General features: G+C 67.5%; 18 protein-coding genes and 1 pseudogene. 18 read left to right on the top strand and 1 reads right to left on the bottom strand.

From position 1 onward, the window contains the following. From AC1DY5_RS14585 to AC1DY5_RS14670, 18 genes and pseudogenes are all read left to right on the top strand, one after another. Positions 1-301: pseudogene (locus AC1DY5_RS14585) on the top strand (pseudouridine synthase); the annotation flags it as partial. A 151-nt stretch (positions 302-452) separates the two neighbouring features. Beyond that, positions 453-878, top strand: coding sequence for a nucleoside-diphosphate kinase (ndk, locus tag AC1DY5_RS14590; RefSeq protein WP_478112350.1), 426 nt, complete (start codon positions 453-455; stop codon positions 876-878). A 20-nt stretch (positions 879-898) separates the two neighbouring features. Continuing rightward, entirely contained in the window at positions 899-2,047 is a 1,149-nt protein-coding gene (gene rlmN, locus AC1DY5_RS14595; RefSeq protein ID WP_478112352.1) for a dual-specificity RNA methyltransferase RlmN, read from the top strand. Positions 2,048-2,051: 4 nt separating this feature from the next. Beyond that, complete coding sequence (gene pilW / locus AC1DY5_RS14600) at positions 2,052-2,885, top strand: type IV pilus biogenesis/stability protein PilW (RefSeq protein ID WP_478112354.1); 834 nt, start codon at positions 2,052-2,054, stop codon at positions 2,883-2,885. After that, positions 2,878-3,780, top strand: coding sequence for a helix-turn-helix domain-containing protein (locus tag AC1DY5_RS14605; protein ID WP_478112356.1), 903 nt, complete (start codon positions 2,878-2,880; stop codon positions 3,778-3,780). Before pilW ends, AC1DY5_RS14605 begins: the two co-directional genes overlap by 8 nt. 14 nt (positions 3,781-3,794) lie before the next feature. Further along, entirely contained in the window at positions 3,795-5,087 is a 1,293-nt protein-coding gene (gene ispG / locus AC1DY5_RS14610; RefSeq protein WP_478112357.1) for a flavodoxin-dependent (E)-4-hydroxy-3-methylbut-2-enyl-diphosphate synthase, read from the top strand. A gap of 9 nt (positions 5,088-5,096) precedes the next feature. Next, positions 5,097-6,398 carry a histidine--tRNA ligase gene (gene hisS, locus AC1DY5_RS14615; protein WP_478112359.1) on the top strand — a complete coding sequence of 434 codons (1,302 nt, stop codon included), beginning with the start codon at positions 5,097-5,099 and terminating at the stop codon, positions 6,396-6,398. Positions 6,399-6,401: 3 nt separating this feature from the next. Continuing rightward, positions 6,402-7,097: a YfgM family protein gene (locus tag AC1DY5_RS14620; protein WP_478112361.1), complete on the top strand. Its 696-nt coding sequence runs from the start codon at positions 6,402-6,404 to the stop codon at positions 7,095-7,097. Continuing rightward, complete coding sequence (gene bamB, locus AC1DY5_RS14625) at positions 7,094-8,239, top strand: outer membrane protein assembly factor BamB (RefSeq protein ID WP_478112363.1); 1,146 nt, start codon at positions 7,094-7,096, stop codon at positions 8,237-8,239. Before AC1DY5_RS14620 ends, bamB begins: the two co-directional genes overlap by 4 nt. A 21-nt stretch (positions 8,240-8,260) precedes the next feature. Further along, entirely contained in the window at positions 8,261-9,601 is a 1,341-nt protein-coding gene (gene der / locus AC1DY5_RS14630) for a ribosome biogenesis GTPase Der (RefSeq protein ID WP_478112365.1), read from the top strand. Positions 9,602-9,774: 173 nt separating this feature from the next. Continuing rightward, on the top strand, positions 9,775-10,020 hold the full coding sequence (gene hfq / locus AC1DY5_RS14635) for an RNA chaperone Hfq (RefSeq protein ID WP_478112366.1): 246 nt from the start codon (positions 9,775-9,777) through the stop codon (positions 10,018-10,020). Positions 10,021-10,074: 54 nt separating this feature from the next. After that, positions 10,075-11,244, top strand: a complete 1,170-nt coding sequence (gene hflX, locus AC1DY5_RS14640; RefSeq protein ID WP_478112368.1) for a GTPase HflX — start codon at positions 10,075-10,077, stop codon at positions 11,242-11,244. A gap of 79 nt (positions 11,245-11,323) precedes the next feature. Next, positions 11,324-12,661 (top strand): FtsH protease activity modulator HflK, encoded by a 1,338-nt coding sequence (gene hflK, locus AC1DY5_RS14645; protein WP_478112370.1) that lies wholly within the window; start codon positions 11,324-11,326, stop codon positions 12,659-12,661. Between the two features lie 13 nt (positions 12,662-12,674). Then, positions 12,675-13,577, top strand: coding sequence for a protease modulator HflC (gene hflC, locus AC1DY5_RS14650; RefSeq protein WP_478112372.1), 903 nt, complete (start codon positions 12,675-12,677; stop codon positions 13,575-13,577). 17 nt (positions 13,578-13,594) lie between these two features. Next, complete coding sequence (locus AC1DY5_RS14655) at positions 13,595-13,783, top strand: DUF2065 domain-containing protein (RefSeq protein WP_478112373.1); 189 nt, start codon at positions 13,595-13,597, stop codon at positions 13,781-13,783. Positions 13,784-13,875: 92 nt separating this feature from the next. After that, complete coding sequence (locus AC1DY5_RS14660; RefSeq protein ID WP_478112375.1) at positions 13,876-15,039, top strand: ATP phosphoribosyltransferase regulatory subunit; 1,164 nt, start codon at positions 13,876-13,878, stop codon at positions 15,037-15,039. A 20-nt stretch (positions 15,040-15,059) separates the two neighbouring features. Continuing rightward, the gene (locus tag AC1DY5_RS14665) at positions 15,060-16,391 is read left to right on the top strand and encodes an adenylosuccinate synthase (RefSeq protein WP_478112376.1); all 1,332 of its coding nucleotides are present in this window, start codon (positions 15,060-15,062) and stop codon (positions 16,389-16,391) included. A gap of 29 nt (positions 16,392-16,420) precedes the next feature. Further along, complete coding sequence (locus AC1DY5_RS14670; RefSeq protein WP_478112378.1) at positions 16,421-16,945, top strand: phosphoribosyltransferase; 525 nt, start codon at positions 16,421-16,423, stop codon at positions 16,943-16,945. 24 nt (positions 16,946-16,969) lie between these two features. Here AC1DY5_RS14670 and AC1DY5_RS14675 read toward each other — a convergent pair. Further along, positions 16,970-17,119: VOC family protein (locus AC1DY5_RS14675; protein ID WP_478112380.1), on the bottom strand; the 150-nt coding region annotated here is incomplete at its 5' end.

The raw sequence follows: 17,119 nt of genomic DNA on the forward strand, positions 1-17,119 counted from the left end.
CGGCAAGGGGCCGCCCCAGGGGCGCCGCAACAGCCGCGGCGACCGGCAGGGGCAGGGGCCCGGCCCGCAGGGGCAGGGGCAGGGGCAGGGGCGCAATCGCCAGGGCGAGGATCGCGCGCCCGGTGGCGCCAACCAACCCGATCCGATGAAGACATCGCTCGGCTACATCGGCACCGACAGCTTCTCGCGCCAGCGCAAGGAGCAGCGCCAAGGCCCGCGCCGTGGCGGCCCCGGTGGTGGTAGTGGAGGCGGCGGCGGAAACTTCGGCGGGTCGGGCGGCGGGCGCCGCCGAGGCCGCTGATTTTCGGCGCCCCGGCACGGCCTTTCGGTCGCCGATGGCGAGGCAACCCTCTCGCGCCGGTTAAAATCAGAGGCTTTGTCAAGGCTTGCAACCCGCATGTTGCGGTCTTGGTGGAACTCATTCAGATTCAAGCTCTCAGGAAATCATTTCAATGGCCATCGAACGCACCCTCTCCATCATCAAGCCCGACGCCGTCGCCAAGAACGTCATCGGCAAGATCGTCTCCCGCTTCGAGGCCGCCGGCCTCAAGATCGTGGCCGCCAAGTTGATCCACCTGTCGCGCAGCGAAGCCGAGCAGTTCTATGCCGTGCACAAGGAGCGCCCCTTCTTCAAGGACCTGGTCGAGTTCATGATCTCCGGCCCGGTGTTCGTGCAAGTGCTCGAGGGCGACAACGCCATCGCCAAGAACCGTGACCTGATGGGCGCCACCGACCCCAAGAAGGCCGCTCCCGGCACCATCCGCGCCGACTTCGCCGACAGCATTGATGCCAACGCGGTGCACGGCTCCGACGCGGCCGAGACGGCCCAGGTCGAGATCGCGTTCTTCTTCGCCGGCCTGAACGTCTACGCCCGCTGAGGTTTACCCCGCCTGACGCAATGACCACGGCCAACCTGCTCGACTTCGATCTGGAGGGATTGGCCGCATTCTGCGAACGGCTGGGAGAGAAGCGTTTCCGCGCGACGCAACTGTTCCGCTGGATCCACCAGCGGGGCGCTAGCGATTTCGCGCAGATGACCGACCTGGCGAAGTCGCTGCGCGAGAAGCTCGCGACCACCGCCCGGATCGCGGCGCTGCCGGTCATCACGCAGCACGAGTCCGCCGACGGCACCATCAAGTGGCTGTTCGATGTCGGTGACGGCAATGCGGTCGAGGCCGTGTTCATACCCGAGGACGACCGCGGCACGCTGTGCGTGTCGTCGCAGGCCGGATGTGCCGTCGGCTGCCGCTTCTGCTCGACCGGCCACCAGGGTTTCAGCCGCAACCTGAGCACCGCGGAGATCACCGCCCAGCTCTGGTTCGCCGAGCATTTCCTGCGCAAGCACCTGGGCCGCGCCGAGCGCGTGATCTCCAACGTCGTGATGATGGGAATGGGCGAGCCGCTGCAGAACTACGCGGCGCTGGTACCGGCGCTGCACACCATGCTCGACGACAACGCCTATGGCCTGTCGCGCCGTCGCGTGACGGTGTCGACCTCCGGCGTGGTGCCGATGATCGATCGGCTCGGCGGCGATTGCCCGGTGGCGCTCGCGGTCTCGCTGCACGCGCCCAACGATGCGCTGCGCGACGACCTGGTGCCGCTCAACCGCAAGTATCCGATCGCCGAACTGCTCGAAGCCTGCAAGCGCTACCTCGCGCATGCACCGCGCGACTTCATCACCTTCGAGTACTGCATGCTCGACGGCGTCAACGACCAGCCCGAGCATGCGCGGCAGTTGCTCGAACTGGTGCGCTCGTCCGGCGTGTCCTGCAAGTTCAATCTGATTCCCTTCAATCCCTTTCCGGCGTCGGGCCTGTTGCGTTCGCCGCAGCCACGAGTGCTGGCCTTCGCCAAGGTGCTGAGCGAGGCGGGCATCGTCACCACGGTGCGCAAGACGCGCGGCGACGACATCGATGCCGCCTGCGGGCAGCTGGCCGGCGACGTCAAGGACCGCACCCATGCGGCCGAGCGCATGGCGCAGCGGCGCACCGTGATCCTGCATCCGGCCTCTCGCAAGGCCAACACCCCCACTGCCGAGGAGCAATGATCCGATGAGCAAGGCCTTTTCGAATGCACGCACGCTGGTGCTGCAGGTGTCCTGCGGCCTCGCTGCAGCCTTCCTGCTGGCAGGCTGCATCAACACCCGGAATGGCGTGCGGCAGACTTCGGCCAACAAGGAAGCGGCCATCGTGACCGACTCCGACGAGAGCAATGGGCGCAAGCGCGCCAAGCTGCGCATCGAACTGGCGGTCGGCTATTTCCAGCAGGGCCAGACCACGGTCGCGCTCGACGAGATCAAGCAGGCGCTGGCGGCGGACCCGAATTTCGCCGACGCCTACAACCTGCGCGGCCTGGTCTACATGCGCCTCGACGACCCTGCACAGGCCGAAGACAGCTTCCGCCGCGCGATCGCGCTCGATCCGCGCGAACCCAACGTGCTGCACAACTACGGCTGGCTGCTGTGCCAGCAGAACCGCTTCGCCGACGCCCAGCAGCAGTTCAGTGCCGCGCTCGCCGTGCCCAATTACACGGACCGGGCCAAGACACTGATGACGCAGGGCGTCTGCCAGCTGAAGGCCGGACAGCGAGCCGAAGCCGAGCGCAGCCTGATGCAGGCCTATGAGATCGACGCCGGCAATCCGGTGATTGGCTACAACCTGGCGTCGATCCTGGTCCAGCGCAACGATTGGCAGCGGGCGCAGTTCTACATCCGCCGCGTCAATAACAGCCCGTCGGCCAGTGCCGAGACCCTGTGGCTCGGCATCAAGATCGAACGCCAGCTCAACAACCGCGAGGCGACGGCGCAGCTGGCGTCCCAGTTGCAACGGCGCTTCCCCCAGTCGCGGGAGGCGATTGCGTACGAGCGCGGAAATTTCAATGATTGAGCGAGCGAGTGAATTCGGGGCTTCGGCTGCGGTACCCCTGGTCGGTGGCGACAGCACGAACATGACGGCCGGCGACATGCTGCGCGAGGCGCGGGAAGCCCACGGCCTGCACATCGACATGGTGGCGGCGGCGCTCAAGGTGTCGCCGCAGAAACTGGCCGCACTCGAGGCCGACGACATCGAGGCCCTGCCCGACGCGGTGTTCGCGCGTGCGCTGGCCGCCAGCGTGTGCCGGGCGCTCAGGATCGATCCGACCCCGGTACTGGCCAAGCTGCCGGGCGCGCAGCGGCCCGGATTGGCGGATGCCGATCGCACCATGAGCAAGAACCTCAAGTCGGCGGCGCCGCGTTCCKGCGGGGCAGGCAGCGGCTTGCCGTCGCGCGCCTTGCTGATCGTGGTCGTGCTGCTGCTGCTCGGGGCCGCGGTGCTGTTCTGGTTGCCGCAATCGGCCTTCGACCAGGTCGGCGCGGTCTTTTCGCGCCTGAGCCACAGCGAACCGGGCGCTCCGACGCCCATCATGGCATCCACCGAAGCGCCGGCACCGGCCGGCATGGCGGTCGAGCCCTCGGCCGCGCCCAATGCAACGCCGGTCCTGCCGCCGCCGGCCCCTCCGGCCGAAGCCGTGGCAGCGGCGGAAGCGCCGGCCGCGGGCAACGACCTGATCGTCTTCGTCGCCCGCGACGAGTCCTGGATCACGGTGACCGAGGCCGGCGGCAAGCAATTGATTCGACGCTCGGTCAAGGCCGGCGAAACCGTCGGGCTGACGGGGGCCTTGCCGATGCAGGTCGTGATCGGGCGGGCGTCGGCGGTCGATGTGCGGGTGCGCGGGGAGGCCTTCGACCTCAAGCCGCTCGCGCGTGCCGGCGGCGTGGCACGCTTCGAAGTCAAACCCTGATCGGAGCTTTGTCCATGACCGATGCCTCGAACCCTTTCGGCTGCCTGCCGATCGAACCCGCCGCGCCCCGGCCGCGCCGCTCGCAGCAGGCCCGCGTGGTCTGGGGGCCGCGCACGGTCACCGTCGGCGGCGACGCGCCGGTGCGCGTCCAGTCGATGACCAACACCGACACCGTCGACGCCATCGGCACCGCGATCCAGGTCAAGGAACTGGCGCTCGCCGGCTCCGAGATGGTCCGCATCACGGTCAATACGCCGGAGGCCGCGGCGCAGGTGCCCTTCATCCGCGAACAGCTCGACCGCATGGGCGTCGACGTGCCGCTGATCGGCGACTTCCACTACAACGGCCACCGCCTGCTGACCGACTATCCGGCCTGCGCCGAGGCGCTCAGCAAGTACCGGATCAACCCCGGCAACGTGGGCAAGGGCGACAAGAAGGACAAGCAGTTCGGCCAGATGATCGACGCCGCGATGCGCTGGAACAAGCCGGTGCGCATCGGCGTCAACTGGGGCAGCCTCGACCAGGAACTGCTGGCCAGCCTGATGGATGTCAACAGCGCCCGCGCTGAACCCTGGGATGCCAAGTCGGTGATGTACGAGGCGCTGGTCACCTCGGCGATCGATTCCGCGAAGCTTGCCGAATCGATGGGCATGGCCGGCAACCAGATCATCCTGAGCTGCAAGGTGAGCGGCGTGCAGGACCTGATCTCGGTCTATCGCGAACTGGCGCGGCGCTGCGACTACACGCTGCATCTGGGCCTGACCGAAGCCGGCATGGGCACCAAGGGCACGGTGGCCTCGGCAACCGCACTGTCGATCCTGCTGCAGGAAGGCATCGGCGACACGATCCGTGTCTCGCTCACCCCGCAGCCCGGCGAATCGCGCACCCAGGAGGTGCTGATCGCCAACGAGATCCTGCAGGCGCTGGGGCTGCGCGTGTTCGTGCCGAGCGTCACCGCCTGCCCGGGCTGCGGCCGTACCACCAGCACCACCTTCCAGGAGCTGGCCAAGCAGATCGACGACTACCTGCGCATGCAGATGCCGGTCTGGCGCACCAAATATCCGGGCGTCGAGACGATGAAGGTGGCCGTCATGGGCTGCATCGTCAACGGGCCGGGCGAGAGCAAGCATGCCGACATCGGCATCAGCCTGCCCGGCACCGGCGAGGCACAGGCCGCGCCGGTCTTCATCGACGGCCAAAAGGCTCTCACGCTGCGCGGCGACAACATCGCCAACGAATTCCACCAGCTGGTCGAAACCTACATTCAAAAACGCTTCGGCAGCGGCATCGCTTCCGAGGTCGCCTGAGCTCCATCCATGGCTGAAAAAATCAGTGCCGTCAAAGGCATGAACGACATTTTGCCGCCCGATTCGGCGCGCTGGGAATGGCTCGAAGCCATCGTGCGGGACCTGATGGGGCGCTATGCGTACCGCAACATCCGCACGCCGATCCTCGAGCAGACGGCCTTGTTCGTGCGCGGCATCGGCGAGGTCACCGACATCGTCGAAAAGGAGATGTACTCGTTCGAGGACAAGCTCAACGGCGAGGCGCTGACGCTGCGGCCGGAGAACACCGCCAGCGTGGTGCGCGCGGTGACCGAGCATTCGCTGCTTTACGACGGCGGCAAGCGACTCTGGTACATGGGCCCGATGTTCCGCCACGAGCGGCCGCAGCGCGGGCGCTACCGTCAGTTCCACCAGATCGGTGCCGAGGCGCTGGGCTTCGCCGGCCCCGACGTCGATGCCGAGCTGATCCTGCTCGCCGGCGCGCTCTGGAAGGCGCTGGGCCTCACCGACGTGCGGCTCGAGCTCAACAGCCTGGGCCAGCCGGCCGAGCGGGCGCTGCACCGCACGCAGCTGATCGCGCATTTCGAGCAGCACGCCGACCAACTCGACGAGGACGGCAAGCGCCGACTGCACAGCAATCCGCTGCGCATCCTCGACACCAAAAACCCGGCCATGAAGGAAGTCGTCGAATCGGCGCCGAAGCTGATGGATTTCCTGGGCGCGGAGTCGCTGGCGCATTTCAACGGCCTGCGCGCGATCCTCGATTCCAACGGGATCGGCTACACGATCAACCCGCGCCTGGTTCGCGGCCTGGACTACTACAACCTCAGCGTGTTCGAGTTCGTGACCGACCGGCTCGGCTCGCAGGGCACGGTCTGCGCGGGCGGCCGATACGACGACCTGATCGTGCAGATCGGCGGCAAGGCGGCGCCGGCGGTCGGCTGGGCGCTCGGCGTCGAACGCGTGCTTGAGCTCGTGAAGGAGCAGGGCACGCAGATCCCGCTGCCGGTGCCCGATGTCTACGCGGTGGTGCCCGACGCGGCGGCGATGCCGGTGGCGCTGCGCACCCTGCAGCAATTGCGCGACGCCGGTCTGCGGGCCCAGATGCACGCCGCCACGGCCGACGGCCTCGGCAGCTTCAAGTCGCAGTTCAAGAAGGCCGACGCCAGCGGTGCCGCGCATGCGCTGGTCTTCGGTGCCGACGAGCTGGCCCGGGGCGAAGTCACGGTCAAGGCGCTGCGCGACGGAAGCGGCGCGCAGACCACCCGGCCGCTGGCCGATCTGGCCGCCTGGGCCGCCACCCTACAATCCTCGGCTCCCAACAACTCATAGCGCATGGCCACCCATCTCGACCTCGAAGAACAGGAACAGCTCGACCAGCTCAAGCATTTCTGGAATACCTACGGCACCTTGATCACCTGGGTCGTGCTGCTCGCGGCCGGTGCCTTCGTGGCCTGGAACGGCTGGCAGTATTTCCAACGCACCAAGGCATTGCAGGCCTCGGCGCTCTATGACGAGGTCGAACGCAGTGCGCAGGCTGGCGACACCGCCCGCATCGAGCGCGCGCTGGCCGACATGAAGGACAAGTTCGCAGGCACCGCCTACGCCCAGCAGGCGGGCCTGCTGGCGGCGCGGGCCCTGTACGACAAGGGCAATGCCGACGGCTCGCGCGCTGCGCTGGCCTGGGTCTCGGAACACGCGGTTGATCCGGGCTACCAGGCGGTCGCCAAGCTTCGGCTGGCAGGCGAGCTGCTCGAGGCCAAGCAGTACGACGAGGCCCTGAAGGCGCTCTCGGGCGGCGTGCCGAAGGAATTCGATGCGCTGGTCGCCGATCGCAAGGGCGACATCTACCTCACGCAGGGCAAGCGAGACGAGGCCAAGGCCGAGTACCTCAAGGCCCTGGCCGCCTTCGAACCGGGCACCGACTACCGCCGCCTGGTCGAGATCAAGCTCAACGCCGTCGGTGTCGACCCGAAGAGCCTGGCTCCGGTGGCCGGCGGCGCTGCATCCCCAGCCAAGACCACACCATGAATTTGAAGCGTTATCTGACTTTGGCGCCTGCCCTGCGCTTCGGGGCCTGCGCGGCACTGATCGCCGCGCTGGCGGCCTGTTCCGGCACGGCGCGGCCGAAGCCCGCCGAGCTGCCGCCCAACGTGGCGCTGATGGGCATCAAGCAGGCCTGGAGCATTCGCATTCCGGAGGTGAGCTTTCCACTGTCCACCGTGGTCAACGGCGACCAGATCGCGGTGGCCAGCGCCGACGGCACCGTGGTCGTGATCGACGCCCGTGCCGGCACCGAAGTGTGGCGCGCCAAGGTCGGCGCACCGCTGGCCGCCGGCGTGGGCAGCGACGGCCGAACGGTCGCGGTGGTCACGGCCAACAGCGAACTGGTGGCGCTCGAAGCCGGCAAGGTGCTCTGGAAGGAGCGCCTCACGGCCCAGGCCTACACGCCCCCGCTGGTGGCAGGCCGCCGTATCTTCGTCCAGGCCGCCGACCGCACGACCAGCGCCTGGGATGGCCAGAGCGGCCGTCGTCTGTGGTCGCAGCAGCGCACCGCCGAAAATCTGGTGCTGAAGAAGCCTGGCGTGCTGCTGGCCGTGGGCGACACCCTGATCGCCGGCGTCGGCGGCCGGCTGGTCGGCATCAACCCGGCCAACGGCTCGTCGCGCTGGGAGTCGCCGATCGCGGCGCCGCGCGGCACCAACGACGTCGAGCGCCTGGTCGATCTGACCGGCACCGTGAGCCGCCAGGGCGACGTGGTCTGCACGCGGGCCTATTTCGCCAGCGTCGGCTGTGTCGACACTAGCCGCGGCGCATTGCTCTGGACCAAGCCGGCGGTGGGCGCCGACGGCCTCGGCGGCGACGACCGCTTCGTCTTCGGCGCCGAGGACAATGGCGCCGTGGTGGCCTGGCGCCGGGCCGACGGCGAGCGCGCCTGGCAGCAGGCCGACCTGCTCAAGAACCGCGTCCTGACGGCGCCGCTGGCGGTCGGCCGCTCGCTGATCCTCGGCGACAGCACCGGCCTGGTGCACGTGCTCTCGCGCGACGACGGCAAGCCGCTGAACCGCCTCACTCCTGATGGCTCGGCCATCGCGTCGACGCCGGTCCTGGCCGGCAATACGGTCGTGGTCGTCACCCGCAATGGCGGCGTGTTCGGCTATCGGCCCGAGTAATCGAGTGAAAGGACGCCTTCCATGAAGCCGGTCATCGCACTGGTCGGGCGTCCCAACGTCGGGAAGTCGACCCTGTTCAACCGCCTGACGCAAACGCGCGACGCCATCGTCGCCGACTTCGCCGGCCTCACGCGCGACCGCCACTACGGCAACGGCCGCCTCGGCAAGCACGAGTTCATCGTCATCGACACCGGCGGCTTCGAGCCCGACGCCGGCAGCGGCATCTTCAAGGAGATGGCCAAGCAGACCCGGCAGGCCGTTGCCGAGGCCGATGTCGTGATCTTCGTGGTCGATGCGCGGGAAGGGCTGTCGGCCCAGGACCACGACATCGCGAACGAGCTGCGCCGGCTCGGCAAGCCCTGCGTGCTGGTGGCCAACAAGGCCGAGGGCATGCACGACGGCACCCGGCTGGTCGACTTCTACGAGCTCGGCTTCGGCGAGGTGCATGGCATCTCGGCGGCCCACGGGCAGGGGATCCGCGACCTGGTCGAACTCGCCCTCGAGCCGCTCGCGCTGCCCGAGCCCGAGGAAGACGCCGAAGAGGATCCCAACAAGCCGATCAAGCTGGCGGTCGCGGGCCGCCCCAACGTCGGCAAGTCGACCCTGATCAATACCTGGCTGGGCGAGGAGCGCCTGGTCGCCTTCAACCTGCCGGGCACCACGCGCGACGCGATCTCGGTCCCCTTCGAGCGCAACGGCCAGCGCTTCGAGCTGATCGATACTGCCGGCCTGCGCCGCAAGGGCAAGGTCTTCGAGGCGATCGAGAAATTTTCGGTGGTCAAGACGCTGCAGGCCATTGAATCGGCCAACGTCGTGCTGCTGCTGCTGGACGCCACCCAGGGCGTCACCGACCAGGACGCCCACATCGCCGGCTACATCCTCGAGAGCGGCCGGGCGGTGGTGATCGCGATCAACAAGTGGGATGCGGTCGACAGCTACCAGCGCGAGCAGATCCAGCGCCAGATCGAGACCCGGCTGCCATTCCTGAAGTTCGCCTCGCTGCATTTCATCTCGGCCATCAAGCGCCAGGGGTTGGGCCCGGTCTGGCAATCGATCGTGCAGGCTCACAAGTCGGCCACCCGCAAGATGTCGACGCCGGTGCTGACGCGCCTGCTGCTCGAGGCGGTGCAATTCCAGGCGCCGAAGCGCTCGGGCATGTTCCGCCCGAAGATGCGCTACGCCCACCAGGGCGGCTTGAACCCGCCGATCATCATCATCCACGGCAATTCGCTGGAGCACGTCACGGAGGCCTACAAGCGTTTCCTCGAAGGGCGCTTCCGCAAGGAGTTCGATCTCGTCGGCACGCCGTTGCGGATCCAGCTCAAGACCTCGAGCAATCCGTATGCGGACAAGGATGACTAACGCCGGTGCCGGCGACTTGGCGGCCATTGAGCGCCGATGAGCGGCGTCGAGCGCGGAAGTTCCAGCTTTCGGAGCCGTTATTTTTCAAAGGCCATTGGACTTAATTGCTGCGGCGCAGAACCGCTGTGTTAAGGTGACCGGTCCAACAACATCTCTTGAACACGGAGAATATCGTGAGCAATAAAGGGCAGCTTCTTCAAGACCCGTTTCTGAACACCTTGCGTCGCGAGCACGTGCCGGTTTCGATCTACCTGGTCAACGGCATCAAGTTGCAAGGCCAGATCGAGTCCTTCGACCAGTACGTCGTGTTGCTTCGCAACACGGTGACCCAGATGGTCTACAAGCACGCCATCTCCACCATCGTGCCGGGTCGGGCCGTCAACTTCTCGGCTGCCGAGAACGAAGACACCGCCGCCTGATCGGCCCGAAGCGCGGGCGGTTCACCCGCCGCGCTTTTTCATATGTGATTCCGCTTGTCTGAACTGATCCCCCGGATTGATGGCGCCGCCGTTCTCGTCGGCGTGGATTTCGGGTTGCCCCATTTCGACGGCGAACTCGAAGAACTCGGCCTGCTCGCGCAGACCGGCGGGCTGGAGCCTGTCGCGCGCCTGGTCTGCAAGCGCAAGGCCCCGGACGCCGCCTTGTTCGTCGGCAGCGGCAAGGCCGACGAGATCCGCGAACTGGCCGAACTGCATCGCGCCAGCGAAGTGGTGTTCGACCAGTCGCTGAGCCCGGCCCAGCAGCGCAACCTCGAGCGCCAACTCGGTGTGGCGGTGTATGACCGCACCTTCCTGATTCTCGAGATCTTCGCCCAGCGCGCCCGTTCGCACGAGGGCAAGCTGCAGGTCGAGCTGGCGCGGCTGCAGTACCTGAGCACCCGGCTGGTGCGGCGCTGGTCCCACTTGGAACGCCAACGCGGCGGCATCGGAACCCGCGGCGGCCCGGGCGAGACCCAGATCGAACTCGACCGCCGGATGATCGGCGAAGCCATCAAGCGGACCCGCGAGCGGCTCGCCAAGGTACAGCGCCAGCGCGGCACCCAGCGCCGGCAGCGCGAGCGGCGCGACACCTTCAACATCTCGCTGGTCGGCTACACCAACGCCGGCAAGTCTTCGCTTTTCAATGCCCTGGTGAAGGCCCGCGCCTATGCGGCCGACCAGCTGTTCGCGACATTGGACACCACCACGCGCCAGCTCTACCTCGGCGACGCCCGCCGGAAGGTGTCGATCTCCGACACGGTGGGCTTCATCCGCGACCTGCCGCACGGGCTGATCGACGCCTTCAAGGCAACCCTGCAGGAGGCCGTCGACGCCGACTTGCTGATGCACGTGGTGGACGCCTCGAACCCGCACCATCCCGAGCAGATGGCCGAGGTCCAGTCGGTGCTGCGGGACATCGGTGCCGGCGAAGTGCCGCAGCTGCTGGTGTTCAACAAGCTGGATGCCCTTGAAAGCACGCAACGGCCCCTGCACCTGCAGGACGAAATCGACATCGATGGCGTGCAGGTGTCCCGTATCTTCCTGAGCGCCCATACCGCAGAGGGCCTCCCTACGCTGCGGGCCGAATTGGCGCAGCGATCGGAGTCGCTGGCCGAGGACATGCCCTTGGAGGGCGGGGCCGAATTGCACGAGGCGGCCGATTGAGATTGTGCACAATCCCACTTCACTGACCAAAGAACAGACTCGAATGAATTCAAAGCCAGTGTGGAGACGGTTCCCGGCCATGTTCAACCTGAACGATGGTCGCTGGGGCCGGGGCGATGATGGCTCGTCCAATGGCGACCGCCCGGCCGCAAACCGTCCGGACGGCGAGCCTCCGGCGCCGCCGCCTTCCGGCAACAACAACCGGCCTCGGGGCCAGGGCGGCCCGAACCAGGGGCCGCCCGATCTCGACGAACTCTGGCGCGACTTCAACCGCAAGCTTGGCGGCCTGTTCGGCGGCGGGCGCGGCGGCGACAACCGCCCGCCGGGCGGCAATGGCGGCGGCATGCGGCCCGATATGAAGAATGCTGGATTCGGCCTCGGGCTGGTTGCCGCGGTCGCGGTCCTGATCTGGCTCGGCACCGGCTTCTTCATCGTCAATGAAGGCCAGCAGGCCGTGATCACGCAGTTCGGCCGCTACAAGGCGACCGTGGGGGCCGGCTTCAACTGGCGGCTGCCGTACCCGATCCAGCGCCACGAGATCGTGGTGACTTCGCAGATCCGTTCGGTCGACGTCGGCCGCGACACCATCGTGCGCTCCACCGGCCTGCGCGAATCGGCCATGCTGACCGAAGACGAGAACATCGTCGAGATCAAGTTCGCGGTGCAATACCGGCTCAACGACGCCCGTGCCTTCCTGTTCGAGAGCAAGGCACCAGCCGAGACCGTGGTGCAGGTGGCCGAGACGGCGGTCCGCGAAGTGGTCGGCAAGATGCGCATGGACGCGGCGCTGGCCGATGAGCGCGACCAGATCGCGCCGCGCGTCCGCAGCCTGATGCAGACCATCCTCGACCGCTACAACCTCGGCGTCGAGATCGTCGCGATCAACCTGCAGCAGGGCGGGGTGCGCCCGCCCGAGCAGGTGCAGGCGGCCTTCGACGACGTCCTGAAGGCCGGTCAGGAGCGCGAACGCGCCAAGAACGAGGCCCAGGCCTACGCCAACGACGTGGTGCCGCGCGCCACCGGTACCGGCTCCCGCTTGAAGGAAGAGTCGGAAGCCTACAAGGCCCGGATCGTGGCCCAGGCACAGGGCGATGCGCAGCGCTTCAGCTCGGTGCTGAGCGAATACCAGAAGGCGCCGCAGGTGACCCGCGACCGCATGTACACGGACACCATGCAGCAGATCTACAGCAGCACCAGCAAGATCCTGGTCGACTCCAAGCAGAACTCGAACCTGCTGTACCTGCCGCTCGACAAGCTGATGCAGCAGGCGGGTGCCAACGCCGGCACCCCGGCCGATGCCGCCAGCCCCGGCGTCGCCGGCACGGCGGCACCGCAATCGTCGGTGATTCCGGCCGCGCCGTCCGCCGGCGATGCCCGGGCCCGCGACGGCCGTTCACGCGACCGCGACGTGCGCTGAGGACCAGAACCCCATGAACAGAATCGGATTCATCGTCTCGTCGGTCCTGGTGGCGCTCGCGCTGCTGAGTTCCACGCTCTTCGTGGTCGACCAGCGCCAGTTCGGCGTCGTCTACGCCCTCGGCCAGATCAAGGAAGTGATCACCGAGCCCGGGCTCAACTTCAAGCTGCCGCCGCCGTTCCAGAACGTGTCGTACATCGACAAACGGCTGCTGACGCTGTCCAGCCTCGATCCCGAACCGATGCTGACGGCCGAGAAGCAGCGCGTGGTGATCGACTGGTTCGTGCGCTGGCGCATCACCAACCCGTCGGAGTACATCCGCAACGTCGGCCTTGACGAGAACGCCGGCGCGGTGCAGCTGAACCGCGTGGTGCGCAACGCCTTCCAGGAAAACATCAACAAGCGCACCGTGCGCGACCTGATCTCGGTGCGCCGCGATGCCGTGATGGCCGACGTGCAGCGCGAGGTGCTGGCCGTGGTGAAGGGGGCCAACAAGCCCTGGGGCGTGGACATCGTCGACGTCCGCATCACGCGCGTGGACTATGTCGAGGCGATCACCGAATCGGTCTACCGCCGCATGGAGGCCGAGCGCAAACGGGTGGCCAACGAGCTGCGCTCGACCGGTTTCGCCGAGGGCGAGAAGATCCGCGCCGACGCCGACCGCCAGCGCGAGGTGATCGTCGCCAACGCCTACCGCGACGCGCAGAAGATCAAGGGCGAGGGCGACGGCCGTGCCGCCGGCATCTACGCCGAGGCCTTCGGCCGCGACCCGCAGTTCGCCTTGTTCTACCGCAGCCTGGACGCCTACAAGCAGAGCTTCAACAAGAAGAGCGACGTCCTGGTGCTGGATCCGTCGTCGGAATTCTTCCGGGCGATGCAGGGATCGGGTTCGACCAGCAACGCACCGCGTCGCTGAGCAGGTTCGGCTGCCACGTGGACGGCGACACCTTCTGGAACGCGCTGGCCCTGGTCCTCGTGATCGAGGGCCTGCTGCCTTTCCTGTCCCCGGGCGGCTGGCGCCGCGGCTTCGGGCAGCTGATGCAGCTGCGCGACGGCCAGCTGCGCTTCTTCGGCCTGTGCAGCATCCTTCTCGGCCTGATCTTGCTCTGGCTCCTGGGGTGAGCTCGCCCCCACGCTTCCTGGCTGCGTGGGGTGCCGGCGCCGGCCCGACGCGCTCCCGGTAGAATCCCGGTTTAACCACGCCCCCGATCTCCATGTCCGCCTGGGTCCTCCCGGATCACATTGCCGATGTGCTGCCTTCCGAGGCGCGCCACATCGAAGAACTTCGACGTCAGCTGCTCGACACCGCCCGTGGCTATGGCTACGAGCTGGTGATGCCGCCGCTGCTGGAGCATCTCGAATCCCTCTTGTCCGGTACCGGCGAAGCGCTCGATCTGCAGACCTTCAAGCTGGTCGACCAGCTGTCGGGGCGCAGCATGGGCTTGCGCGCCGACACCACGCCGCAGGTCGCGCGCATCGATGCCCACCTGCTCAACCGGGCCGGCGTGGCGCGCTTGTGCTACTGCGGCCCGGTGGTCCATACCAGGCCCGACCGCCCCCATGCCACCCGCGAGCCGCTGCAGTTCGGCGCCGAGATCTACGGCCATGCCGGGCTCGAGGCCGACACTGAGATCCTGCGCCTGGCGCTCGACTGCCTGCAGGCGGCGGGCGTGACCGGGCGCACGCAGTCGCCGGTGATCGTCGACCTGGCCGACGCCCGCATCGTGCGTTCGCTGTTCGCCGGCGTGCCGGTCGATGCCGCCGCCATCGCGCGCGTCCACGCGGCGCTGGTGGCCAAGGACGCCAGCACGCTGCGCGAGCTCACGGCCGGCTTTCCGGCATCGTCGCGCGACGGCCTGCTGGCGCTGGTGCAGCTCTACGGCGATGCCCGCGTGCTCGACGAGGCGGCCCGCGTGCTGCCCGACAGCCCCGGCCTGCGCGCCGCGCTGTCCGACCTCAAGCAACTCGCGGCCCGGGTCGAGGGCGCGCGCGTCAGCTTCGACCTGGCCGACCTGCGCGGCTATGCCTACTACAGCGGGATGCGCTTCGGCATCTACACCGACGGCGCCAGCGATTCGCTGGTGCGGGGCGGCCGCTACGACGAGGTGGGCGCGGTGTTCGGCCGCAACCGCCCGGCCGTCGGCTTCAGCCTCGACCTGCGCGAACTTGTGTCGGTGCTGCCGGCGCGGCCCCTGCGGGCGGCGATCCGCGCCCCCTGGAGCGACGCCGAGGCCCTGAACAAGGCCATCGCCGCATTGCGCCGCGATGGCGAGACCGTGGTCTGCGTGCTACCGGGCCATGACAGCGAAATCGACGAATTTCATTGCGACCGCGAGCTCGTCCAGCAGGACGGCCAATGGCGCGTGCAAGCCATCTGAATCTTGAGAAGCGAGACATCATGAGCGTTACCACCGGAAGAAACGTGGTCGTCGTCGGCACCCAGTGGGGCGACGAAGGCAAAGGCAAACTGGTCGACTGGCTGACCGAGAGCGCGCAGGGCGTGGTGCGCTTCCAAGGCGGCCACAATGCCGGGCACACGTTGGTCATCAACGGCGTCAAGACCGCGCTGCACCTGATCCCGAGCGGCATCATGCGGCCCGGCGTCAAGTGCTATATCGGCAATGGCGTGGTGCTGTCGGYGGCCAAGCTGTTCGAGGAGATCGAAGGCCTCGAGAAGGCCGGCGTCGAGGTCCGGTCGCGGCTGCGCATCAGCGAGGCCTGCCCGCTGATCCTGCCTTTCCATGCGGCGCTCGACATCGCCCGCGAGGCCTACCGCGAGAAGGGCGGCATCGAGAAGATCGGCACCACCGGCCGCGGCATCGGCCCGGCCTACGAGGACAAGATCGCGCGCCGTGCGCTGCGCGTGCAGGACCTCAAGCACCCCGATCGCTTCGCCGCCAAGCTGCGCGTGCTGCTCGACCTGCACAACCATGTGCTGACCCAGGTGCTGAGCGCGCCGGCGATCGATTTCGACACGGTCTACGACGAGGCCATGCGGCATGCCGAACTGCTGAAGCCGATGATGGCCGACGTCTCGCGCGAACTCAACGACGCCAACCGCGCCGGCGCCAACCTGCTGTTCGAAGGCGCCCAGGGCACGCTGCTCGACGTCGACCACGGCACCTATCCCTATGTGACCTCGAGCAACTGCGTGGCCGGCAATGCGGCGGCCGGGTCGGGTGTCGGCCCCGGCATGCTGCACTACGTGCTGGGCATCACCAAGGCCTACTGCACGCGGGTCGGCGGCGGTCCGTTCCCGACCGAGCTCGACTGGGAGAAGCCCGGCACCGTCGGCTGGCACCTGAGCCACGTGGGCGCCGAGAAGGGCGTGACCACCGGGCGCAGCCGCCGCTGCGGCTGGTTCGACGCCGCGCTGCTGAAGCGCTCGGCCCAGGTGAACGGCCTGAGCGGCCTGTGCATCACCAAGCTCGACGTGCTCGACGGCCTCGAGGAACTCAAGCTCTGCACCGGCTACCAGCTCGACGGCGAGTACACCGACATCCTGCCGATGGGCGCCGACGAGATCGAGCGCTGCACGCCGGTCTACGAGACGCTCGAAGGCTGGAGCGACAGCACGGTTGGCGTCACCCAGTACGATAAGCTGCCGATCAACGCGCGGCTGTACCTGCAGCGCATCGAGCAGGTCACGGGCGTGCCGATCCACATGGTGTCGACCAGCCCCGATCGCGATCACACGATCATGATGCGGCATCCCTACCTGGCTGACTGAACGCAACTCCCTGCAGGAAACCCATGACCATGTTGACCGAAGACGGCAAGCATCTCTACGTGAGCTACGACGAGTACCACAACCTGATCGAGAAGCTCGCGATCAAGGTGCACCAGTCGGGCTGGCAGTTCGACACCATCCTGTGCCTGGCGCGCGGCGGCCTGCGGCCCGGCGACGTCCTGTCGCGGATCTTCGACAAGCCGCTGGCGATCATGTCGACCAGTTCGTACCGCGCCGACGCCGGCACGGTGCAGGGCCACCTGGATATCGCGCGTTTCATCACCACGCCCAAGGGCGAGATCGCGGGCAGGGTGCTGCTGGTCGACGACCTCGCGGATTCGGGTCACACGCTGCACGCCGTGGTGGAGCAGCTCAAGAGCAACTACAAGCCGATCACCGAGCTGCGCAGCGCGGTGCTCTGGACCAAGGCGCTGTCGACCTTCACGCCGGACTACTCGGTCGAGTTCCTGCAGACCAATCCGTGGATTCACCAGCCCTTCGAGGGCTACGACTCGCTCGGCGTCGAGAAGCTCATCGAGAAGTGGTCGGTCTGACCCCAGGCGCAGCCTCTCGGGCTCTCACTTGAGCTCGTCGGTATAGCGCTTCTGCATTTCGTCGGTCGACACGTTCTCGATGCTGTGGCCGACGTTCCAGCGGTGCCCGAACGGGCAGCGGAAGGTGCCGGAGCGCTCGCCGTAGAAATGGTCCTCGAGCGGCATCTCGAGCGT

The sequence above is a fragment of the Variovorax sp. P4_D9 genome (assembly GCF_056401695.1).

Excerpts from the sequence above, each read along its gene's own strand:
- ndk (WP_478112350.1), top strand. The coding sequence starts at position 453 with ATGGCCATCGAACGCACCCTCTCCATCATCAAGCCCGACGCCGTCGCC.
- rlmN (WP_478112352.1), top strand. The coding sequence starts at position 899 with ATGACCACGGCCAACCTGCTCGACTTCGATCTGGAGGGATTGGCCGCA.
- pilW (WP_478112354.1), top strand. The coding sequence starts at position 2,052 with ATGAGCAAGGCCTTTTCGAATGCACGCACGCTGGTGCTGCAGGTGTCC.
- ispG (WP_478112357.1), top strand. The coding sequence starts at position 3,795 with ATGACCGATGCCTCGAACCCTTTCGGCTGCCTGCCGATCGAACCCGCC.
- hisS (WP_478112359.1), top strand. The coding sequence starts at position 5,097 with ATGGCTGAAAAAATCAGTGCCGTCAAAGGCATGAACGACATTTTGCCG.
- AC1DY5_RS14620 (WP_478112361.1), top strand. The coding sequence starts at position 6,402 with ATGGCCACCCATCTCGACCTCGAAGAACAGGAACAGCTCGACCAGCTC.
- bamB (WP_478112363.1), top strand. The coding sequence starts at position 7,094 with ATGAATTTGAAGCGTTATCTGACTTTGGCGCCTGCCCTGCGCTTCGGG.
- der (WP_478112365.1), top strand. The coding sequence starts at position 8,261 with ATGAAGCCGGTCATCGCACTGGTCGGGCGTCCCAACGTCGGGAAGTCG.
- hflK (WP_478112370.1), top strand. The coding sequence starts at position 11,324 with ATGTTCAACCTGAACGATGGTCGCTGGGGCCGGGGCGATGATGGCTCG.
- hflC (WP_478112372.1), top strand. The coding sequence starts at position 12,675 with ATGAACAGAATCGGATTCATCGTCTCGTCGGTCCTGGTGGCGCTCGCG.
- AC1DY5_RS14660 (WP_478112375.1), top strand. The coding sequence starts at position 13,876 with ATGTCCGCCTGGGTCCTCCCGGATCACATTGCCGATGTGCTGCCTTCC.
- AC1DY5_RS14670 (WP_478112378.1), top strand. The coding sequence starts at position 16,421 with ATGTTGACCGAAGACGGCAAGCATCTCTACGTGAGCTACGACGAGTAC.